The following is a 16,164-nucleotide window of genomic DNA, read 5'->3' as shown; positions in this document are numbered from 1 at the left end:
CCCTAGATCAAGCAGCCTGCGGAGTTGCCGAACTTTCTGGCGGCCCGGCGGATGCGAGCAGCGCGGCCGTGTATTCGGCCTTCCACCTGCGACGTTCCGCGACAGCGCTCAACAGCAGGTGCGCCCGTGGCGGCACGTTCGGATCACCGGGCTGGACGTTGTTCCAGACGACGCGCTGCGCCTGGTCCTCGGGCTTGATGCCGACGTCCGCGAGCAGTTGCCGAACGAACGTCTTCCGGTCGTGCTTGTGGTCCGCGAGCGACTTCCCAGACCACTTCCGCGACACGAGGACCCGCCGACCGGCGACGCCGAGCGTGGTTCGCTTGTGCGCCTTGCCTTTGCACTTGCCAGGCACAGTGGACAGCCGAGCCCCACGAGGCTGGACGCCATACAGCAGCCACACCGCACACTGCGGCGAACAGGGCGTCACAGCCAGCTCCGCACACAGCCGTTCAGCGTGGTCTTCCTGCCGAGGCGTCTGCGCGTCGAAGCACTCGTTGATGCTCTTGGTGAGGTACTTCGTCAGGTAGCCGATGTGACGGCCGGCCTCTTCGGTGCCGCCGAGGATGCCCTTGGAGTGCACCTGCACGCCGAAGCGCGCCACATGAGCCGGACGCTCAACCTCATCAAGGGCCTCTTCCCAGGTAGGCAAGGCCCTTCGCGTCTGCGGATCAACGAAGCCCTTGGCCCGCACATCCCAGAACGGCAGGTTGTCACCGCTGTACTTGATCTCGTCGTGCTCGGGCCACCAAACCTGGTGGTACGTGGCCTCAGCGACCGCCTTCAGTTCCGCCCGCGAGATCGATCCTCGAACGGCCGCGTGCCAGTGCGGAGCAAGCCGACGCTGTGGCTCGACCGCCGAGAAGTACTGGACTTCCCAGCCGACACAGCGCCGGAGGTTCTGCACGAACCGATCGAGCAACGCCGCGAAGTGCACCGCGTCCCGAGCGGCCCGCCGGTAGTCGTACTTCGTCGGATCAACCGGAGTGCCGTCGCTGCGCACCTTGCCGTAGGTGTCGAGCGTCAGCGTGAGGAACGTCGAAGGCTGGTACTTGCCCCCGAACACCTTCCCGACCGTGCGCTTGCTGACCGGCCGTCGAGGCAGGTTGGGCGCGTCCTGCCGACGCCTGGTGGACCGTTTCCGCGCTGCTTTGACCGGGACTTCCAGGGAGGGGAGTGAACCGCGGATTCCTAGTTGCCGAAGTTCGGCGTCGACCTCCGCGACCTCTTCCCGCACCTCTTCCGCGCCCACTTCGTCGCCCTCATCGAGGGCCAGGCGGAAGGCCTTGACCAGGTCAGCGCGGTACTCGGTCAGCTCCCGCTGTTCGTCGCTCGGAGCGTCCGGAGTGAAGTCCGGTTCCTCGGTCAGGTGCCACCCCTCACGGCACTGAGCCATCCGCAGACGCCGGTTCTTCTCCGCGCAGGTGGGGCAGACACTCGCGACCGTCGAACCGCACGGCACGGGCACGATGTCCACGCGCCCGGTGCCGAGGTCGATCCGCTCCTTGGCCAGAGGCCGGACGCAGACGCCGTGTTCCTCAGCCACTGCCCGGACGACGTCGAGCGCGGCCGGCTGCTTCATCCGCTCGGATCGGGTCAGGTACTCAGTCATGCCGCAGCCCTCCCGTCGGTCAGCTCGGGGAACTCGTGGACGGTGGCCGGGGCGAGGTAAGCACCCAGCTCGACTAGATCCGCGTCGGTGACGTTGAAGGCCCGCGCCCGCTCGGGTTCGCGCTGCCCGTCCTCCTTGCCCCAGGCAACGCCGGGCGTGTTCTCGCTGATCTCGTGCGCAGCAGCGCCGCGTTGCCGGACGCCGTCGCCCAGGACCATGTCCACCTGCACCGGCTCGTCGAGGCGCAGCGCCACGCGAGTGGTGAACAGGTGCCGGAAGCCGACGATCTCCTTGCGCGGGTCCTGGACCAGGCCGACGACGGCATAGCCAGGTGCACGCCCCTGCGAGGTGATCGTCTGAATAGCCCGCGTCGCGCGCTCCCGCAGGTTCCGATCCGCCTGGTAGGCGATCAGATCTGCCAGCTCATCCACGATCAGGACCGTGAACGGCTCACCAGTGCTGCGCGCCCAGAGCCGCCGGATACCCCGGTAACGAGCGGCGCGTTCCTTGACCTCCGCCGCGATTTCTTCAAGCAAGGCAACAGCTTCCGGCCCGTTGTCGTAGACGACCTTCTCGAACGCGTCCGGACACTGCCCCAGCTCCATCCCGCCCTTGGGGTCGATCCCAACGAGCCGCACCATGCCCGCCTTGATAGCCGGGGCGAGCTGCCACACGATCGACCACAGCACCGAGCCCTTGCCCGCGCCCGGTACGCCGACCACGAGCACCTGAGACCCGAGCAGCCTCAGCCGCCAGGGCTTCCCGGTCTCCGTGCGACCGACGACCACGCGCTTGAGGTCGACCTCTCCGGGGTTGGCGAGCTGCGGCACCGCGACGGGACGAGCCAGCGGGTCAGCGTGGATGAAGTCGAGCTCAAGCACGCGCGGCTTCAGCACCCGCACTCGGCAGGACCGCGCGTTGAACGAGTGCGCCAGGTTCTCGCGCCGCAGCTCCCACTGCTCCGGCGACTGCGCCGGGATCATCCGTACCCGGACCTTGTCCCGCCAGCCCTCAGACCGGACGCGGCGTAGCTTCGGTCGGTACTCCCGCCCTCGGTTGTCCTTGGACAGCTCCGCTAGCCGCATGACGGTGCGCCACTGTGGCACGTACACGGTGAGCCGCCGCCACTCAGTCAGCACGCGGTACCAGCCGTGCCGCAGGAACGAGTCCCGATCAAGGCCGTACCAGACGGTCAGGGCGCACACGAGCGACAGCAGCGCGATCACCAACGGCGACAGCCCGAACTGGTGATAGGCGACGTAGCCACCGAGGCCAGCCGTGACCGCGACCGGGTACCGGACCGTCAGAACGACCAGCCGAACGACCAGGACGACAGCGAGCCAGAGCAGGCCGAACGGTACGAGCACAAGCTTTACCCAGCCGGGAAGCCATACCCACCAAGGGACCTGCGGACGCGCACCCTCAAACGGTGCGGGGTCTACCCAGCGGTTGCCCTTCATCGCGCACCGCCAGCGCAAGTCAGGCACTGGAAGACGCTGCCCACGCTCGGGATGCGCCCAACAGGCTGGAAGGCTCCTGAAGCGGCAGTGTGCTGCGCCCGACAGGTGAGGCATTCGAAGCCCTTGGCCTGCATGGCGGTGAGTTCCATCGTCTCCAGCGAGCCGCCGTCGAGCATCACGACGTAGCTGGAAACGGTCTGCCTGGTGGAGATCATCCGATCCCCGTCTAGCGCACGGATGCGCTCAGGCTCTACGCTCATCGTTGTTCACTCCTGAGTTGGGTGGACAACGCAGGAGCGGCGAGGTTGGTAGCCGGGTTCCGCTCCTGCGTCTCACGTTCTCTTTGCACCGCAACAAGACGTGCGGCATCGCCACATGACCCAGCAGAGTCACGCGCTCTGTCCAATAAGGACCTCTGCTACTTCTTCGCCGTCTTCGTGACCTTGATCGCCTCCCCCTTCTCGCGCTCACGGTTCGCCCAGTACATGGCCTCGTGGTGGTGGCTGCGATCGGTCTCAGCGACGCGGGCGTAGATGGCGGCGGACCGGAGGTAGTAGTCCTTCAGCACGGCGGGCGCGGACTTGGGACTGGGCAGGAGCTTGCTCAGCACGTCATGCGCTTCACTCAGCGTCCGAGCCTGCTCAGCAAGGCCCCAGTGCATCGCCTCAACTGCGGACATCAGGATCTCCCTCCGCCAGGGCGTGACGGCCTTCCTGACTGCCGAGGTGATCCGCCAGCTTGGATGCCTCACGCGACAACTCCCGGCAGAACCGCATCAGCACGTCCGAGCCGCCGGGGAAGGGCGGGAGCTGGATCGCGATGTTGACGGGGTCGAGGTAGATGGCCAGTGCCGGAACCTCGGGCGTCACCCGGATCATGGCCGCGCCCGCGTCTTGCCCAGGCGTACAGGTGGCGTTGAACCCCATCACTGACCACCCCGCGCCGCATCAAGGGCCGTCTGTCCTTCAGCCACAGCCTCAGCAAGCCGGGGCAGCGCTTCCGCGTCGACCACCAGGACGGCAGGGAACGCGTTGCCCAGCCGGAACTCGACTCGTCCAGCGAAGACGAGCGGTTCCACCCGGATCGGCAGGTTCGCCGTCAGGTGCAGGCGCATCAAGTCGGGCACGGATCACGCCGCCTTGGGTGCGGGCTTGGCCGCGACGATGGCCTTCATGCCGGTGGCCCGCAGGCTGTAGCCCAGCTTCGCCCGGCAGCGGTGACGCTCACCGACGTGGCCGCCACGGCAGCCCTTGTCATCGATCCACGGCGTCACCGTCAGACCCTCGAACATCGCCGGGCGGATGTCCGTACCCGGAATCGCCTCCGGCGGCACCGGCTGGTGAGGTGCCGAAATCTTGACCGTGACCGCAGCGTCCGCCTTGCGCTCCGCAGCCTGGTCGATCACCAGGACGGACCACACGAGCTGACCGGTCTCCTTGTCTTTCTCCTGCTCGGCAGGGAGGCCCTTGGCGCGCTCCTCAGCCGACTGGAACTTGAGCACGGGCTCGACGCCCATCACGAGCGCGCCCCTCGGGAACACGAAGTCATGACCCGCCGGGAACCTGCTCCCACCTGTGATCGCCATCGTCGTTCTCCTGACGTTTGTGCCGGTCGGGGCCACTCCCCGACATCTCGACACGTACGACTTTCGACGAATCGAGAGGACGTCAACACCACACAACAGGACAACTACAGACGTCTCGGCTACATTGAAGTCGTCCCTAGTTGTACGGAGGGTGGGTCATGCCGAACCAACGCCTACGGGATGCGTTGCTGCGCAACACTTTGGGCCTCGACGAGGTGGCCAAGGCAACCGGCGTAGACCCGAAGACGGTCGAACGGTGGATCACGCAGGACCGGACGCCGTACCCGCGCCACCGGCACGCCATCGCCGCCATGGTCCGCGAGACCGAGACCTACCTCTGGCCGGACGCGGTCGCGCCGGAGAAGAAGAAAGAGATCAACGAGTCCGAGGTCGTGCAGGTCTACGCGCACCGCCACGCGGTATCGCACGACATCTGGGGACACCTCATCGAACAGTCCAAGATCAGCATCTCGATCCTGGTCTATGCCGGCATGTTCCTGGTGGACAACCCAGCCCTGATCAAGACGCTTCGTCAGAAGGCAGAGAGCGGCGTCAAGATCCGGCTATTGCTCGGGGACCCCGCAAGCCGTGAGGTCGCGCGCCGCAGTGAGGAAGAGGGCATCGGCAAGGCCACGCTTGGCGCGAAGATCCGGAACGCCCTCGCGATCTACAAGCCGCTGGCCGAGGTGTCCGGCGTCGAGATCCGGGTTCACGGCACGACGCTCTACAACTCGATCTACCGCTTCGATGACGAGATGCTCGTGAACACGCACGTGCACGGCTTCATGGCAGCTCACGCGCCGGTCCTTCACCTGCGACGCTTGTCCGGGGGCGACTTGTTCGAGACGTACGCCGAGAGCTTCCAGGGCGTCTGGGATGGCGCGAAGCCGCCGAAGTGGTAGGCAGGTAGGCATGGCTCGCACTGATCACTACAACGACCCGAACGCACCGAAGGCGACCAACATCGTCGTGGCGGTCACGGCGTTCGTGCAGGACGAGCACGGCCGGCTGTTGATGATCCGGCGAACCGACAACGACCTGTACTCGATCCCCGGCGGAGCCCAGGACGTCGGCGAGACCATCGGCCACACTGTCGTACGCGAAATCAAGGAAGAGACCGGGATTGACGTCGAGCCCATCGACATCATCGGCGTCTACTCCGACCCCAAGCACGTCATCGCGTACACAGACGGCGAGGTACGGCAGCAGTTCTCCATCTGCTTCCGGGCACGGCTGATCGGCGGTGAACTGCGGACCAGCGACGAGTCCAGCGAAGTTCACTGGGTAAGCCGCGGAGACCTCGACGCGCTCAATATCCACCCGTCCATCCGACTTCGGATCGAGCACGGGTTCAAGGAACGGTCGACGCCCTACTTCGCAGTGTAGTCGACACCGGTCTCGCGGAGGCGACTCTCCGTGCGCTCAACTGCCGAAACCAGTTCACCCTTGGCTTGGCGGATGAAATACGTAACGAGATCCTCTGGACCGTAGCGTTTTTGAATCTCTTCGATCCGATCGTGCACGGTTGTTTTCTCACCATCGGGCGTGGTCGTCATGTCCGCCCACCAAAGGGCATCACGCACTAGCGTCCGTTCATCTGTCCATTCAGCCAGCTCCGCAGACAGCCCGCGAAGCTCAGCCTCCCTATAGGCGCAAGAGTGATGTGCGATCAGAGCACAGAGTCGCCCCTCCACACCTTTTTCCTTAAGAAAGCGGGCTCCATCAAGAGGATGAAATCCTGTCTCCGCCAGCATCGAGGAATAGCCAATGTCATGAAGATACGCCGCCGCCATAAGCAGATCGCCGTCTAACCCAGGTAGCACTGCCGACACTATTCTCGCACGGTATGCGACGCCTTGAACGTGCGCCCATCTACGCGGAAGCTCGACTGCGAGAACTTGACAACTCAGCTCCCTAGCCCACGAGACAAGGTCCAACTGGCCCTCCAAGTCAAGAAAGCTGGACGTGCTACACAGCTCCTACCGGAAACCGACAATCGTGATAATCCTACCTGTCCCACAAGCAATCGGTGTCAGACTTTCAGAGATGAACAAAACGATTCCTGGCCTCCTCATACCGAATGCCCAGCATTTCTCGCTCACGCGACAAATGCTTTGCTCGCTCCTCCTCTTCCCGAAGCTCGATTCGGCTATGATCAAACGACATTCCAGCAAGCTCAGAGTAACGAGCCCTGGCGGCGTGCTCCTCATCCGTAACCCGCTGAAGATTAAATTCAATAACACGAAGGTGACTACGGGTTCGTTCTTCCTCTCTATTCAAGATCAGAACAGCCTCTTTGTCGTCTACCTTTTCGTGGGAAGCTATGTCCCGCTCCGCACTAATGCCATTAAGTCGTTCAGCCAGCGCCACCCTGTCAGCCGAAAGCGATGCTCGTCGATCTGCACACGTCGCCAACTCAGCCTCTGCATGACCCAGCACACGGAAAGCCTCTTTGGATCGCAGTATACGACGGTCCGCCTCCGCCAATCGCTCGTCAAGAGCGTCCATACTTCTTTCAATATCTCGCAACTCTTCCAAAGCTCGCGCCCGCTCCAATTGAATAGACGCTAGTCGATTGGACTCCTGACTTGCCTCTCTCACCTCAACGACCACCTCGGACGATAGCCGAGTCTCGACAACAGAATGCAAGCGCCTCAAAAACTCTTCAGGTGTATACATAAAGAAGAGTCGAGATGTCGTCATCCGGAACTCGTCCCGAAGTTCAACCCGCGGACCGAGGATGGCTTTGCCGACCGAATCATGCCGGACTATCCGCCACCAATCCTCCTTTCCGTCGTCAGTCACAAATATTACATCTCGCTGATTTGCGCTTGCGTAATCCAAAATCTGGCGCCAAATCAGATAGTCTCCATATTTCTCCATCCCCTCTTTGCTCTTATCTTTATAGCCAGGAGGCTCGCTACGCTCATATCTTGCATCAGCCTGCCCCACCACCTCCACCATCTCGCTGTCGGAATAGCCGCTCCCAACTCTCCCTTCGTATAGATTTGCAAGTCTCGTCAAAATCGGGTCCTCACGAACGGAAATTCCGTACGATTGGTCACGCTCCTCGCGCGCTGACGCTAGCTTCTTTCGCGCTTCGCCAATTGCCGATACTACGAGTGAAGACAATTCATCCGTAGATACAAAGGCGTTCTTTCGAAACTTGCCCAAGTTACTCTTAGTCACGTTTTCGATGTCATCCAGCGCCGAGCTGACACTTTTTTCGATGCTCAACTGCTCCAGTATTCGCTTCACTCGATTGGAGTGGAACTCGCATCCCACCTGATGTGGCATCCAGAGGCGATCTTTCACCATCGAGAGTGCGTCATGAAGCTCTTCCCTAGCTCTAGGGGAGTATCGGTACATGTTCAACAACGCATTGGTATCAAGCACAATCAGTGCTTGCGCCCAGAGTGCGGTCTCTTCATCCTCTGTCAGCGGGTAGTGCCCGTAGAACGCATCTCGCATCGACCAATCTTGCCGAAACCTGCTCTACAGGATCAAGGCGCCGCCGCTGGCGGCGCGTCCTGGTCCTTCCGGCGAGCAACATCCATCCCGGCACTCCCGGCATCCGCTTCGCTGCGCCGGTCGGCCGGGCGCCGCTGCGCGCCGCAACTCCGGCCTCATACCTGCGGGCGAACCTCAATAGAGCTGAGCCGTCCAGCAGCTCCCTACGAGCGCCAGCAGGGTCACCGCAGACGGTGGGCACGGCGCTCGACTGCCGCGACGGCTGCGCCGCCTTGCCACCGAATCAGGGATAGGACGACGCCGCTGAACGCTCAACGAGCACCAGGCTGAGCCACCCGACGTTGCGAGCATGACAACGGCCGGCGACGCCGCGTCAAGGCTGGAACGAGTACCTTGACCCAACGCCACCGGCCGCGTTCTAGGCTCAGTGTCGGGAGGATGGCAGAGGTGTGAGCGGTCAGAGGACCAAGATCAACGGCATACTTTAGCCTCAGAAAACGACAGCAAGCGTCGAGAAGCGACTGTCCACAGTGCTCAGATCAAGACCGCATCCGCGCAGGTAGCGAGCACTGTCGGCGAAGATCAGCGAACAACGCCGATCGACTTCCGGAAATCTTCGGGTTCAGGGTTCGAGTCCCTGGCGGCCCACTACGCGACGAAACCCCAGGTCAGCGACCTGGGGTTTCGTGTTTCGCGGCAGGTGATCAGGCGTAGACGACGGCGCGGTCGCGGACCACGTCCCACGCGCTGACGTCCAGTTCGGCGAAGACGAGCAGTTCGTCGACCGAGGAGAACGGCGGATTCCGCCGAGCCGCCGCGTAGATCGCGGTCCACATCCACAGCGCTGGTCGGCGCAGGCGGTTGGCGGCGTGGGCGCCCTTTGCTTGCCGGCTATCGCCGCCGACGCTTCAAGAGTTTCACCGGTGCGCCGAATTCGCGTGCGGGCGCGTCTTTGTGTTGCGTACTGTGCGCGGAACCAAAGGGGGTGCGGCAATGACGAAGCTGAACCAGATCATCGCGGTCGAGAAGAGTGTCAAGGGTGGCACGCTTCGCGACCTCACCGACGCTCACCACGGGCTGCAGAAGCCCGCGTTGCTGGCCGGCATCTCCCGGACGTACCAGCCGAAGGACGAGGACGGCGAGGTGTTGCCGCCCGAGTCGACGCGCGTGCAGGTCAAGGCCGAGGACGTGTTGCGGAAGACGGCGTCGGTGATGACACGGCTCTTCGACGTCACGGCGACCAAGGACTGGGCCAACTGCGTCGCGAAGGCCGATGTCGTGGTGGACGGGCAGACGTTGCTGCGTGACGTGCCCGTGTCGTACCTGCTCTTCCTCGAGAAGCAGCTGACGGATCTGCACACCTTCGTGAAGAAACTGCCCTTGCTGGACGCGGCCGAGGACTGGAGCTTCGACGAGTCCGCGGACTACTGGCGCACCGAGCACGTGCGGACCATTCGCACGAAGAAGGTGCCTCGCAACCACGTCAAGGCCGAGGCGACGGAGAAGCACCCGGCTCAGGTCGAGGTGTACTACGAGGACATCCCGGTGGGGTACTGGACCACGGTGAAGTTCTCCGGTGCGTTGCCCGCGCGGCGGGTCAACGAGTTGGTGGACCGGGTCGAGAAGCTCCAGCACGCGGTGAAGTTCGCCCGCGAGGAGGCCAACAGCCTGGAGATCACCGACGAGCGTGTCGGTGGCGTGGTCTTCGACTACCTGTTCCGCTAGCGTCCATCAGACTCCCCCGCTGGAGCGCGGGGGTTGCGCTCCTCGCCTGAGGAGCGTGAAAGCTGAAACTGAAACGTCAGCCTGAACCACTCGGTCACAAGTGGGGGTTCGAATCCCTCTCCCGGCACCATCGCGCCGGGATAGCCCAAGTCGGCAGAGGCAAGCCGGGATCAAACTCAGACTCTCGCTCCAGATTCAGCATTTCCGCCGAACGCCAGATCACCCGAGACCGGACAAGACTCGCCGAGGTGCAGGTTCGAATCCTGCTGGCCGCTCTGCCTTGCGGCCGTAGCTCAACGGAAGAGCGCGGCGACCTAAGGACTGATCCGACTCTTAAACGTCGCTGGTGTGTGCAATTGGGCGGCCAAGCGAGGCCCCGGACTGGACATGTCCGGGGCCTCACCTATGTGCGGACTAGTGGGCCATCACGTCGCCGGAGGCGTTCGTGCGGTTCGGCAGGAAGGCCGCCACCGCGATCGTCGCCACCGCCAGCACGGTCGTCACGACGAAGGCCAACCTCATGCCGCTCAACTGCGCCGCCGAAGCCGCCACGCCCTCGGACATCAGCGACGACGACCGCGCTGACATCACCATGATGACGAGGGCGGTGCCGACGGCGGCTGCTACCTGCTGGAGCGTGCCCAGGATCGAGCTGCCGTGCGGGTACATGTCCGGAGGGAGGGCGCCCATGCCCAGGGTGAAGATCGGGGTGAAGGTGGCGGCGAGGCTGATCATCAGGAGTGCGTGCAGGGCCAGGATCTGCCAGTACGGCATGGACATCGAGACCTGGGTGAAGCCTGCCAGGGAGAGGACGATGCCGGTGGAGCCCGGCAGGATCAGCCGACGGCTGCCCAGGCGGTCGTAGAGGCGGCCGACGGTGGGGCCGAGCAGGCCCATGGCGAGGCCACCCGGCATCAGCAGCAGGCCCGTTTCCAACGGGGTGAGGCCTCGGAGGTTCTGGAGGTAGAGGGTCAGCAGGATCATCGAGCCCATCAACGACAGGAAGGCGATGCACATCAGGGCCAGCGACAGCGCGAAGGTGCGGTGGGTGAGGGTCCGGAGGTCCAACAGCGGGGTGCCGTTGCGCTGCAGCTTGAGCTGGCGGAGCACGAAGAACGCGATGGTGGCGGCGCCCGCGACGACGACGCCGATGGTCGGGCCCAGGGTGGACTCGCGCTCGCCGAAGAGGCTCAGGCCGTAGACCAGGCCGCCGAAGCCCAGGGTGGCCATCGCGGCCGAGGCCCAGTCGAGGGTGTTGACCTTGGGTTCGCCGATGTTGTCCAGCTGGCGGAGGCCGAAGTACGTGACGGCGCCGGCGATCGGGATGACGGCGACGAAGAGCAGGCGCCACGAGCCGAGCTGGAGGATCAGGCCCGAGATGGCCGGGCCGAGGGCCGGGGCGACCGAGATGGCGAGGGTGACGTTGCCCATCACCTTGCCGCGGTCCTGTTCCGGAACGACGGTCATCAGGGTCGTCATCAGCAACGGCATCATGACGGCGGTGCCTGCCGCCTGGATGATGCGGCCTGCCAGGAGGATCGAGAACGTCGGCGCCACCGCGCAGAGGGCGGTGCCGGCCAGGAAGACGCCCATGGCGATCGTGTAACCCTGGCGGGTGGTGACGCGCTGGAGGAACCAGCCGGTGACCGGAATCACGGCGGCCATGGTGAGCATGAAGGCCGTCGAGACCCATTGCGCGGCCTGTTCGGTCACGTGCAGGGTCTCCATGAGGCGCGGGATCGCGTTGATCATCAAGGTCTCGTTGAGGATCACGACGAACGTCGCCAGCACCAGCAGGCGCACCACCAGGGGTGTTTTGCCCGCTTGCGCGGTAGGTCGTTCTTCGATCGCTGCAGGCATGTCAGGCCCTCACTCGGTTGCTGGCATCAGGTTCTTCGCGACACCGGAGAAGACCAGCGGCGTTGAAGGAACTCATCGGTACCTCGAGTGTTCCTCATCCGCTGCCTGGTCTCATCCAGGTTTCTCGTCCGTCTACCCGTACGTCGAACGAGCAGACGACGAATCGACATGAGCGGCCGTAGTTTTTTCGGGATGGGGTCGCGGCTGGGCGAGTTGATCGAGGAGTACGGGGTTCTCGGGGCTCAGGTAGCCATGCTGAACTGCGGAAACGTGTCCAGCGAGGCCGCCGGTGTGCTGAGCGGGCGGACCCAGGTCGAGGTCACGGACGACTCGCTGTTCAAGGTCGAGTCGATCACCAAGGTCTGGACGGCGACGCTCGTGCAGCACCTCGTGGACGACGGGCTGCTGGACCTGGACGCGCAGGTCGGCGACCACCCGCCCGCGTTCCCCGGCGACCAGGGCGTGAAGGTGCCGGACTTCGGCAACGGCGCGATCGGTTGGGGGCTCGGGTGGATGCGGTACCGGGTCGGGGTCGGGCACACCGGGGTGTCGAAGGGGCAGAAGGCGTTCCTCCGCGTCGACGTCGAGCAGAAGCGAGCGGTGGCGGTGCTGACCAACAGCGTGCACAGCGAACTGCTGGCGCACGACGTCATCAGCGAGTTTCATGAGCAAGGAAGCACCCCGGTACCGCCTGATAAGCCCGAACCCATTGATGCCCAAAGGATGTGCGGCACCTACCGCGACCAGCTCTACGACTTCGGACAGCTACCGGGTCACACCGTGACGACGACGTTGCCGCGCTTGTGACCTGCGTCGACGTGCCGGTGCGCGGCCACGATCTCGGCCAGCGGGTAGGTGCGATCGACGATCACGCGGAGCTCGCCCGACTCCAGCAAAGCGCTGATGAACGGCAGGGCAGCGCGCTTGTTGACCGACATGCCGACCAGCACGCGCTTGCCGCCGCGCAACAACGTCCACAACGCCCAGAGGTTGTTCACGAGGCCGGTGGTCGGCAGGTACTTGCCACCGGGACGCAACGACCTTCGGGCGGCGCGGAAAGAAGACTTGGTCACGGTGTCGAAGACGACGTCATACCTGCCGACGCCAGAGGTGAAGTCGCCGCAGGTGTAGTCGATCACGTGATCGGCGCCCAGGGAGCGGACGAGGTCCACGTTCGACGGGCCGCAGACGGCGGTGACGGTGGCGCCGAAGTGCTTGGCCAGTTGGACGGCGTAGGTGCCGATGCTGCCGGACGCGCCGTTGATCAGGACGTGCTGGCCGGGGCGGACTTTTGCCTTGTCCCGCAGGAAGAACAACGCCGTGGTGGCTCCGTCCACAGCGGCTGCGGCCTCGACGAAGGTCAAGGACGAAGGCTTCAGAGACAGCGAGGCGGTGGCCGGTAGGCGGACGTAGTCGGCGTGCGCGCCGACAGAGAATCCGGTGAAGCCGAAGACCTCGTCGCCGGGGCTGAACTCGGTCACGTCGGCACCCACCTCGTCTACCGTGCCGGACACCTCCAGGCCCAAGGTGCGCAGGCGTGTGCGTGGGCGGCGCAGACCCAGGATCACCCTGCCCCACAACGGTTCTCCTCGGCGCATGGCGCACTCGGCGGAGGTCACGGTCGTCGCGTGGACCTTGATCAGGACGTCGCCGGGGCGGACGGGTGGGACCGGCTTCTCGACCACCTGGACCACGTCGGGTGGACCGAAGTTCGTGTGCACGGCGGCTCTCATGGGAGAACGGTAAGGAGGGGTGGAACTGTTTTGTCCCAACGCTTTGGAGAATCAGGGACAAAGCAGGGTGGTGCCCTAGGGGTATCGGACCCTGGTCCTAGACGGAGGTCGGACCGAAGGCCGATCCGAACGAAGCTGAGCGCTGGCACCGTTCCAGGACATGAGGTTTCCCAACGGGTGGGTCAGGGGTGCGGCGCTCATCGCCGGGCCGGTGCTGTTGCTGGTGGGCACGCTGTTGCGGTCGCCCTTCAACTTCTTCTTCCCCGACCAGATCAACGCCGTGGTCGAGCATCCTGGGCTGATGCGAGCGGCTTACACGTCGTTTCTCGCCGGGAACGTCGTGATGTGGGTGGCGGTCGCCCACCTCGCCTACCAGACTGCGCAGAGGAGTCCTCGGTGGGCGGCGTGGGGTGGGCTGCTCGTGACGGTCGGGTTGTTCGGGCGGACGTTCCACGCCGGGGTCGACCAGGCCGCGTTCAGCGCCGCGCGGCATGAGGGAGCGCAGAAGGCCACCGAGCTCGTGGCCCAGGGGTACGGCGACCTGCACCTGTTCAGCTACCTGAACTTCGCGATCATGTTCGGGTGGTTCGTGCTGGCCTTCGCCACGTACCGGGGCGGTGTGCTGGGCAAGGTGCGGGCCACCGCGCTCGCGACCATGGGGCTGCTGCCGCTCGGGGTGTTGAAGGGGACCGAGGTGCTGTCGATCGTCGGCACGGTCGGGTTGTGCGTCGCGTTGCTGCCGCTGGGGGTTCAGGCGCTCAAAGAGCAGCCGAGGCCGACGAGGAAGAACGTGCTCGTGGCCGTGCCGGTGGCGCTCGGGCTAGGGGCCCTCGCGGTGCTGAGCACGCTGGGATGACGCGAACGGGACGACGAACCACAGGCCCGCGAACACGGCGAACGCCAGCACGCCGACCAGCACCGCGGGCCAGCCGCCGAGCACGACCTCGGCCAGCAGAAGCACCGTGCCGGTCATCGCCAACGCCAGGCAGGCCAGGCCTACCAGCGTGAACGTGTTGCCGGAGCGAACCACGTCCTCGCGGCGGCCCTGGCGGAACAGGACCCGGTGCCACGCGGCGGGGGCGGTCAGGAACGCCACGGCGATCGCCGCGAACAGCACCGTGACCAGGTGCGTCACCCGGACGTACGTGCCCACGGCGGAGTACTTGTCGGTGAAGGCGATCGAGAGCAGGAAGCCGAACAGGATCTGCACGCCGGCCTGCGCCACGCGGAGTTCCTGGAGCAGCTCGTTGAGGTTCCTGGCGAGTCTGCGCTGGTCGGATTCCTCGGCTTCGCTCACCCCACCCGCGTACCCGGCCCCGGACCGTTGAAACACCCGTACGAGTACCGAAATGGCGGGACGGAGCCGGTGCCACTAAGCAAGAGATCCATGAAGACGCTTGCAGTCGTGATCGCCGCCGGGCTCCTGGCCGCCGGAACCGCGCACGCCGGAACCGCGCACGCCGAACCCGCGCCCGTCGCCCACACGTCCGCGAAGTTCGAGACCTACAGCGCGACAGCGAGGGCGGTGACGCACGACCCGGCGAAGGTGCCGGTCGGCGCGCGGATCACCGTCGTCGGGGTGCCGACGATCGACGGCGGGACGACGGTCCTGCTGGTGCTCAACGGTTTGCTGCCGAACCGGGCGTACGGCGCGCACGTCCACGTCAAGGCGTGCGGGGCGAACCCGGCCGACTCCGGGCCCCACTTCCAGCACGTCGAGGACCCGGTCCAGCCGTCCGTCGACCCGGCGTACGCCAACTCCCGCAACGAGATCTGGCTCGACGTGCACACCGACGCCAACGGTTTCGCGCAGAGTTCATCCACTGTGGACTGGCAGTTCACCGAACGCCACGCTCAGTCCGTGGTGCTGCACGACGAACACACGCACACCAAGCCGGGCGAGGCAGGCACCGCCGGGCCACGACTCGGGTGCGCGAACGTTCCGTTCTAGACCTTGTTGACTACAAAAAAATCAGTCACGAACGCGACGGGGTCGCCCGCGGTGTTGCGGCCGACCCACGTCGGGTAGACGCCGTCGCCCCACCCGGTCGAGAACGCCACGACGTTCAACCCGGACCGGGCGTCGGTCACGTTGGCCGGGCCGCGGCCACCACCGACCGCGCCCAGGGCGTCGATCAGGTCGCAGTTGCCCAGCTCGTCGTCGCTCACCAGCCGGTCCAGCGCCGTGGCGGTGACGACGTCGAAGAACGCCCCGGTGCTCGACTTCACGTCGTACCCGAACTCGGGCATCACCGGCAGCATCGGCACGTGCTCACCGGCCGTCACCGCGGGCCGCCACGAGTACGCGGGCTCGTCGCGGATCACCACCCTGGCGGCCGCGACGCGGTACCCCTGCCGCTCGTCCGGAACACCGTCGCCGTCGACGTACGAGACCAGCGAGACCGACACCGGGTAGGTGCCGGGCTCGACCTCGTCGGTGAACGGCTCGGCGTCCTCCGGCCACACGACGAACGGGTCGGCCGCCACGAGTCTGCCCGTCGGCAGGGCCAGCTCGCCCACCTGCTCGACGGTGATGACCTGCTGTTCGCCGCCGCCGGTCGACGAGCCCACGGGACCGTCGACGAACAACCGCTCGAACCCGGACCTGATCAGTGCAACCGCCCCCATGAGCTAGGCCACCTCCACAGGCATGTTGGCAGACGCCCCTGACACCCGATCGGGGCACCGGGGGTGTTCGCCGTGAGTGAAGACCCCAGT

20 protein-coding genes are annotated in these 16,164 nt (G+C 65.1%); 6 read left to right on the top strand and 14 right to left on the bottom strand.

Going from position 1 to position 16,164, the window contains the following annotated elements; genetic code table 11:
• Nucleotides 1-7: 7 nt before the first annotated feature.
• The 7 genes from JNUCC0626_RS35445 to JNUCC0626_RS35415 form a co-directional block, all read right to left on the bottom strand.
• Nucleotides 8-1,612 (bottom strand): replication initiator, encoded by a 1,605-nt coding sequence (locus tag JNUCC0626_RS35445; protein WP_394615085.1) that lies wholly within the window; start codon nucleotides 1,610-1,612, stop codon nucleotides 8-10.
• Nucleotides 1,609-2,979, bottom strand: a complete 1,371-nt coding sequence (locus JNUCC0626_RS35440; protein WP_394615084.1) for an FtsK/SpoIIIE domain-containing protein — start codon at nucleotides 2,977-2,979, stop codon at nucleotides 1,609-1,611. The genes JNUCC0626_RS35445 and JNUCC0626_RS35440 overlap by 4 nt, the downstream gene beginning before the upstream one ends.
• A gap of 89 nt (nucleotides 2,980-3,068) precedes the next feature.
• A complete protein-coding gene (locus JNUCC0626_RS35435) occupies nucleotides 3,069-3,287 on the bottom strand; it encodes a hypothetical protein (protein ID WP_394615083.1) in 219 nt (72 codons plus the stop codon).
• 203 nt (nucleotides 3,288-3,490) lie between these two features.
• Nucleotides 3,491-3,751, bottom strand: a complete 261-nt coding sequence (locus JNUCC0626_RS35430) for an AMED_5909 family protein (protein ID WP_394615082.1) — start codon at nucleotides 3,749-3,751, stop codon at nucleotides 3,491-3,493.
• Complete coding sequence (locus JNUCC0626_RS35425; RefSeq protein WP_394615081.1) at nucleotides 3,738-3,998, bottom strand: hypothetical protein; 261 nt, start codon at nucleotides 3,996-3,998, stop codon at nucleotides 3,738-3,740. The genes JNUCC0626_RS35430 and JNUCC0626_RS35425 overlap by 14 nt, the downstream gene beginning before the upstream one ends.
• The gene (locus tag JNUCC0626_RS35420) at nucleotides 3,998-4,198 is read right to left on the bottom strand and encodes a hypothetical protein (protein WP_090066052.1); all 201 of its coding nucleotides are present in this window, start codon (nucleotides 4,196-4,198) and stop codon (nucleotides 3,998-4,000) included. The genes JNUCC0626_RS35425 and JNUCC0626_RS35420 overlap by 1 nt, the downstream gene beginning before the upstream one ends.
• A gap of 3 nt (nucleotides 4,199-4,201) precedes the next feature.
• Nucleotides 4,202-4,657, bottom strand: coding sequence for a hypothetical protein (locus tag JNUCC0626_RS35415; RefSeq protein WP_394615080.1), 456 nt, complete (start codon nucleotides 4,655-4,657; stop codon nucleotides 4,202-4,204).
• A 158-nt stretch (nucleotides 4,658-4,815) separates the two neighbouring features.
• Here JNUCC0626_RS35415 and JNUCC0626_RS35410 point away from each other — a divergent pair, with 158 nt between their 5' ends.
• Both JNUCC0626_RS35410 and JNUCC0626_RS35405 read left to right on the top strand, forming a co-directional pair.
• A complete protein-coding gene (locus JNUCC0626_RS35410; RefSeq protein WP_394615079.1) occupies nucleotides 4,816-5,559 on the top strand; it encodes a DUF5919 domain-containing protein in 744 nt (247 codons plus the stop codon).
• Between the two features lie 10 nt (nucleotides 5,560-5,569).
• Nucleotides 5,570-6,043 carry an NUDIX hydrolase gene (locus tag JNUCC0626_RS35405; RefSeq protein ID WP_394615078.1) on the top strand — a complete coding sequence of 158 codons (474 nt, stop codon included), beginning with the start codon at nucleotides 5,570-5,572 and terminating at the stop codon, nucleotides 6,041-6,043.
• On the opposite strand, the gene JNUCC0626_RS35400 is transcribed toward JNUCC0626_RS35405, so the two are convergent.
• The 3 genes from JNUCC0626_RS35400 to JNUCC0626_RS35390 all read right to left on the bottom strand — a co-directional run bounded on the left by JNUCC0626_RS35400 (nucleotide 6,028) and on the right by JNUCC0626_RS35390 (nucleotide 8,964).
• Complete coding sequence (locus JNUCC0626_RS35400; RefSeq protein WP_394622175.1) at nucleotides 6,028-6,594, bottom strand: HD domain-containing protein; 567 nt, start codon at nucleotides 6,592-6,594, stop codon at nucleotides 6,028-6,030. The two genes, JNUCC0626_RS35405 and JNUCC0626_RS35400, sit on opposite strands and share 16 nt — an antisense overlap.
• Before the next feature lie 103 nt (nucleotides 6,595-6,697).
• Nucleotides 6,698-8,128, bottom strand: a complete 1,431-nt coding sequence (locus JNUCC0626_RS35395; RefSeq protein ID WP_394615077.1) for a PIN domain-containing protein — start codon at nucleotides 8,126-8,128, stop codon at nucleotides 6,698-6,700.
• A gap of 704 nt (nucleotides 8,129-8,832) precedes the next feature.
• Nucleotides 8,833-8,964, bottom strand: coding sequence for a hypothetical protein (locus JNUCC0626_RS35390; RefSeq protein WP_394615076.1), 132 nt, complete (start codon nucleotides 8,962-8,964; stop codon nucleotides 8,833-8,835).
• Nucleotides 8,965-9,121: 157 nt separating this feature from the next.
• Here JNUCC0626_RS35390 and JNUCC0626_RS35385 point away from each other — a divergent pair, with 157 nt between their 5' ends.
• Nucleotides 9,122-9,853 (top strand): hypothetical protein, encoded by a 732-nt coding sequence (locus JNUCC0626_RS35385; protein WP_394615075.1) that lies wholly within the window; start codon nucleotides 9,122-9,124, stop codon nucleotides 9,851-9,853.
• Between the two features lie 414 nt (nucleotides 9,854-10,267).
• On the opposite strand, the gene JNUCC0626_RS35380 is transcribed toward JNUCC0626_RS35385, so the two are convergent.
• On the bottom strand, nucleotides 10,268-11,713 hold the full coding sequence (locus JNUCC0626_RS35380; RefSeq protein WP_394615074.1) for an MDR family MFS transporter: 1,446 nt from the start codon (nucleotides 11,711-11,713) through the stop codon (nucleotides 10,268-10,270).
• 192 nt (nucleotides 11,714-11,905) lie between these two features.
• Between JNUCC0626_RS35380 and JNUCC0626_RS35375 the strand changes: the two genes are divergently transcribed.
• Nucleotides 11,906-12,520, top strand: coding sequence for a serine hydrolase (locus tag JNUCC0626_RS35375; protein WP_394615073.1), 615 nt, complete (start codon nucleotides 11,906-11,908; stop codon nucleotides 12,518-12,520).
• Here JNUCC0626_RS35375 and JNUCC0626_RS35370 read toward each other — a convergent pair.
• On the bottom strand, nucleotides 12,487-13,446 hold the full coding sequence (locus JNUCC0626_RS35370) for an NAD(P)-dependent alcohol dehydrogenase (protein ID WP_394615072.1): 960 nt from the start codon (nucleotides 13,444-13,446) through the stop codon (nucleotides 12,487-12,489). The two genes, JNUCC0626_RS35375 and JNUCC0626_RS35370, sit on opposite strands and share 34 nt — an antisense overlap.
• A gap of 160 nt (nucleotides 13,447-13,606) precedes the next feature.
• On the opposite strand from JNUCC0626_RS35370, the gene JNUCC0626_RS35365 reads away from it, so the two are divergent.
• Entirely contained in the window at nucleotides 13,607-14,302 is a 696-nt protein-coding gene (locus JNUCC0626_RS35365) for a hypothetical protein (RefSeq protein WP_394615071.1), read from the top strand.
• Here JNUCC0626_RS35365 and JNUCC0626_RS35360 read toward each other — a convergent pair.
• Nucleotides 14,267-14,743 (bottom strand): DUF6328 family protein, encoded by a 477-nt coding sequence (locus JNUCC0626_RS35360; protein ID WP_394615070.1) that lies wholly within the window; start codon nucleotides 14,741-14,743, stop codon nucleotides 14,267-14,269. The genes JNUCC0626_RS35365 and JNUCC0626_RS35360 overlap by 36 nt on opposite strands.
• A gap of 90 nt (nucleotides 14,744-14,833) precedes the next feature.
• On the opposite strand from JNUCC0626_RS35360, the gene JNUCC0626_RS35355 reads away from it, so the two are divergent.
• A complete protein-coding gene (locus JNUCC0626_RS35355) occupies nucleotides 14,834-15,397 on the top strand; it encodes a superoxide dismutase (protein ID WP_394615069.1) in 564 nt (187 codons plus the stop codon).
• On the opposite strand, the gene JNUCC0626_RS35350 is transcribed toward JNUCC0626_RS35355, so the two are convergent.
• Nucleotides 15,394-16,074: a DUF4241 domain-containing protein gene (locus JNUCC0626_RS35350; protein ID WP_394615068.1), complete on the bottom strand. Its 681-nt coding sequence runs from the start codon at nucleotides 16,072-16,074 to the stop codon at nucleotides 15,394-15,396. The two genes, JNUCC0626_RS35355 and JNUCC0626_RS35350, sit on opposite strands and share 4 nt — an antisense overlap.
• Between the last annotated feature and the right edge of the window lie 90 nt (nucleotides 16,075-16,164).

The organism is Lentzea sp. JNUCC 0626, from assembly GCF_043632865.1.
In the GTDB taxonomy this organism is placed as follows: Bacteria; Actinomycetota; Actinomycetes; order Mycobacteriales; family Pseudonocardiaceae; genus Lentzea.
This window is presented reverse-complemented; position numbering and strand designations above follow the sequence as displayed.

Excerpts from the sequence above, each read along its gene's own strand:
- JNUCC0626_RS35445 (WP_394615085.1), bottom strand. The coding sequence starts at position 1,612 with ATGACTGAGTACCTGACCCGATCCGAGCGGATGAAGCAGCCGGCCGCG.
- JNUCC0626_RS35435 (WP_394615083.1), bottom strand. The coding sequence starts at position 3,287 with ATGATCTCCACCAGGCAGACCGTTTCCAGCTACGTCGTGATGCTCGAC.
- JNUCC0626_RS35430 (WP_394615082.1), bottom strand. The coding sequence starts at position 3,751 with ATGTCCGCAGTTGAGGCGATGCACTGGGGCCTTGCTGAGCAGGCTCGG.
- JNUCC0626_RS35425 (WP_394615081.1), bottom strand. The coding sequence starts at position 3,998 with ATGGGGTTCAACGCCACCTGTACGCCTGGGCAAGACGCGGGCGCGGCC.
- JNUCC0626_RS35415 (WP_394615080.1), bottom strand. The coding sequence starts at position 4,657 with ATGGCGATCACAGGTGGGAGCAGGTTCCCGGCGGGTCATGACTTCGTG.
- JNUCC0626_RS35410 (WP_394615079.1), top strand. The coding sequence starts at position 4,816 with ATGCCGAACCAACGCCTACGGGATGCGTTGCTGCGCAACACTTTGGGC.
- JNUCC0626_RS35405 (WP_394615078.1), top strand. The coding sequence starts at position 5,570 with ATGGCTCGCACTGATCACTACAACGACCCGAACGCACCGAAGGCGACC.
- JNUCC0626_RS35395 (WP_394615077.1), bottom strand. The coding sequence starts at position 8,128 with ATGCGAGATGCGTTCTACGGGCACTACCCGCTGACAGAGGATGAAGAG.
- JNUCC0626_RS35390 (WP_394615076.1), bottom strand. The coding sequence starts at position 8,964 with ATGTGGACCGCGATCTACGCGGCGGCTCGGCGGAATCCGCCGTTCTCC.
- JNUCC0626_RS35385 (WP_394615075.1), top strand. The coding sequence starts at position 9,122 with ATGACGAAGCTGAACCAGATCATCGCGGTCGAGAAGAGTGTCAAGGGT.
- JNUCC0626_RS35380 (WP_394615074.1), bottom strand. The coding sequence starts at position 11,713 with ATGCCTGCAGCGATCGAAGAACGACCTACCGCGCAAGCGGGCAAAACA.
- JNUCC0626_RS35375 (WP_394615073.1), top strand. The coding sequence starts at position 11,906 with ATGGGGTCGCGGCTGGGCGAGTTGATCGAGGAGTACGGGGTTCTCGGG.
- JNUCC0626_RS35370 (WP_394615072.1), bottom strand. The coding sequence starts at position 13,446 with ATGAGAGCCGCCGTGCACACGAACTTCGGTCCACCCGACGTGGTCCAG.
- JNUCC0626_RS35365 (WP_394615071.1), top strand. The coding sequence starts at position 13,607 with ATGAGGTTTCCCAACGGGTGGGTCAGGGGTGCGGCGCTCATCGCCGGG.
- JNUCC0626_RS35355 (WP_394615069.1), top strand. The coding sequence starts at position 14,834 with ATGAAGACGCTTGCAGTCGTGATCGCCGCCGGGCTCCTGGCCGCCGGA.
- JNUCC0626_RS35350 (WP_394615068.1), bottom strand. The coding sequence starts at position 16,074 with ATGGGGGCGGTTGCACTGATCAGGTCCGGGTTCGAGCGGTTGTTCGTC.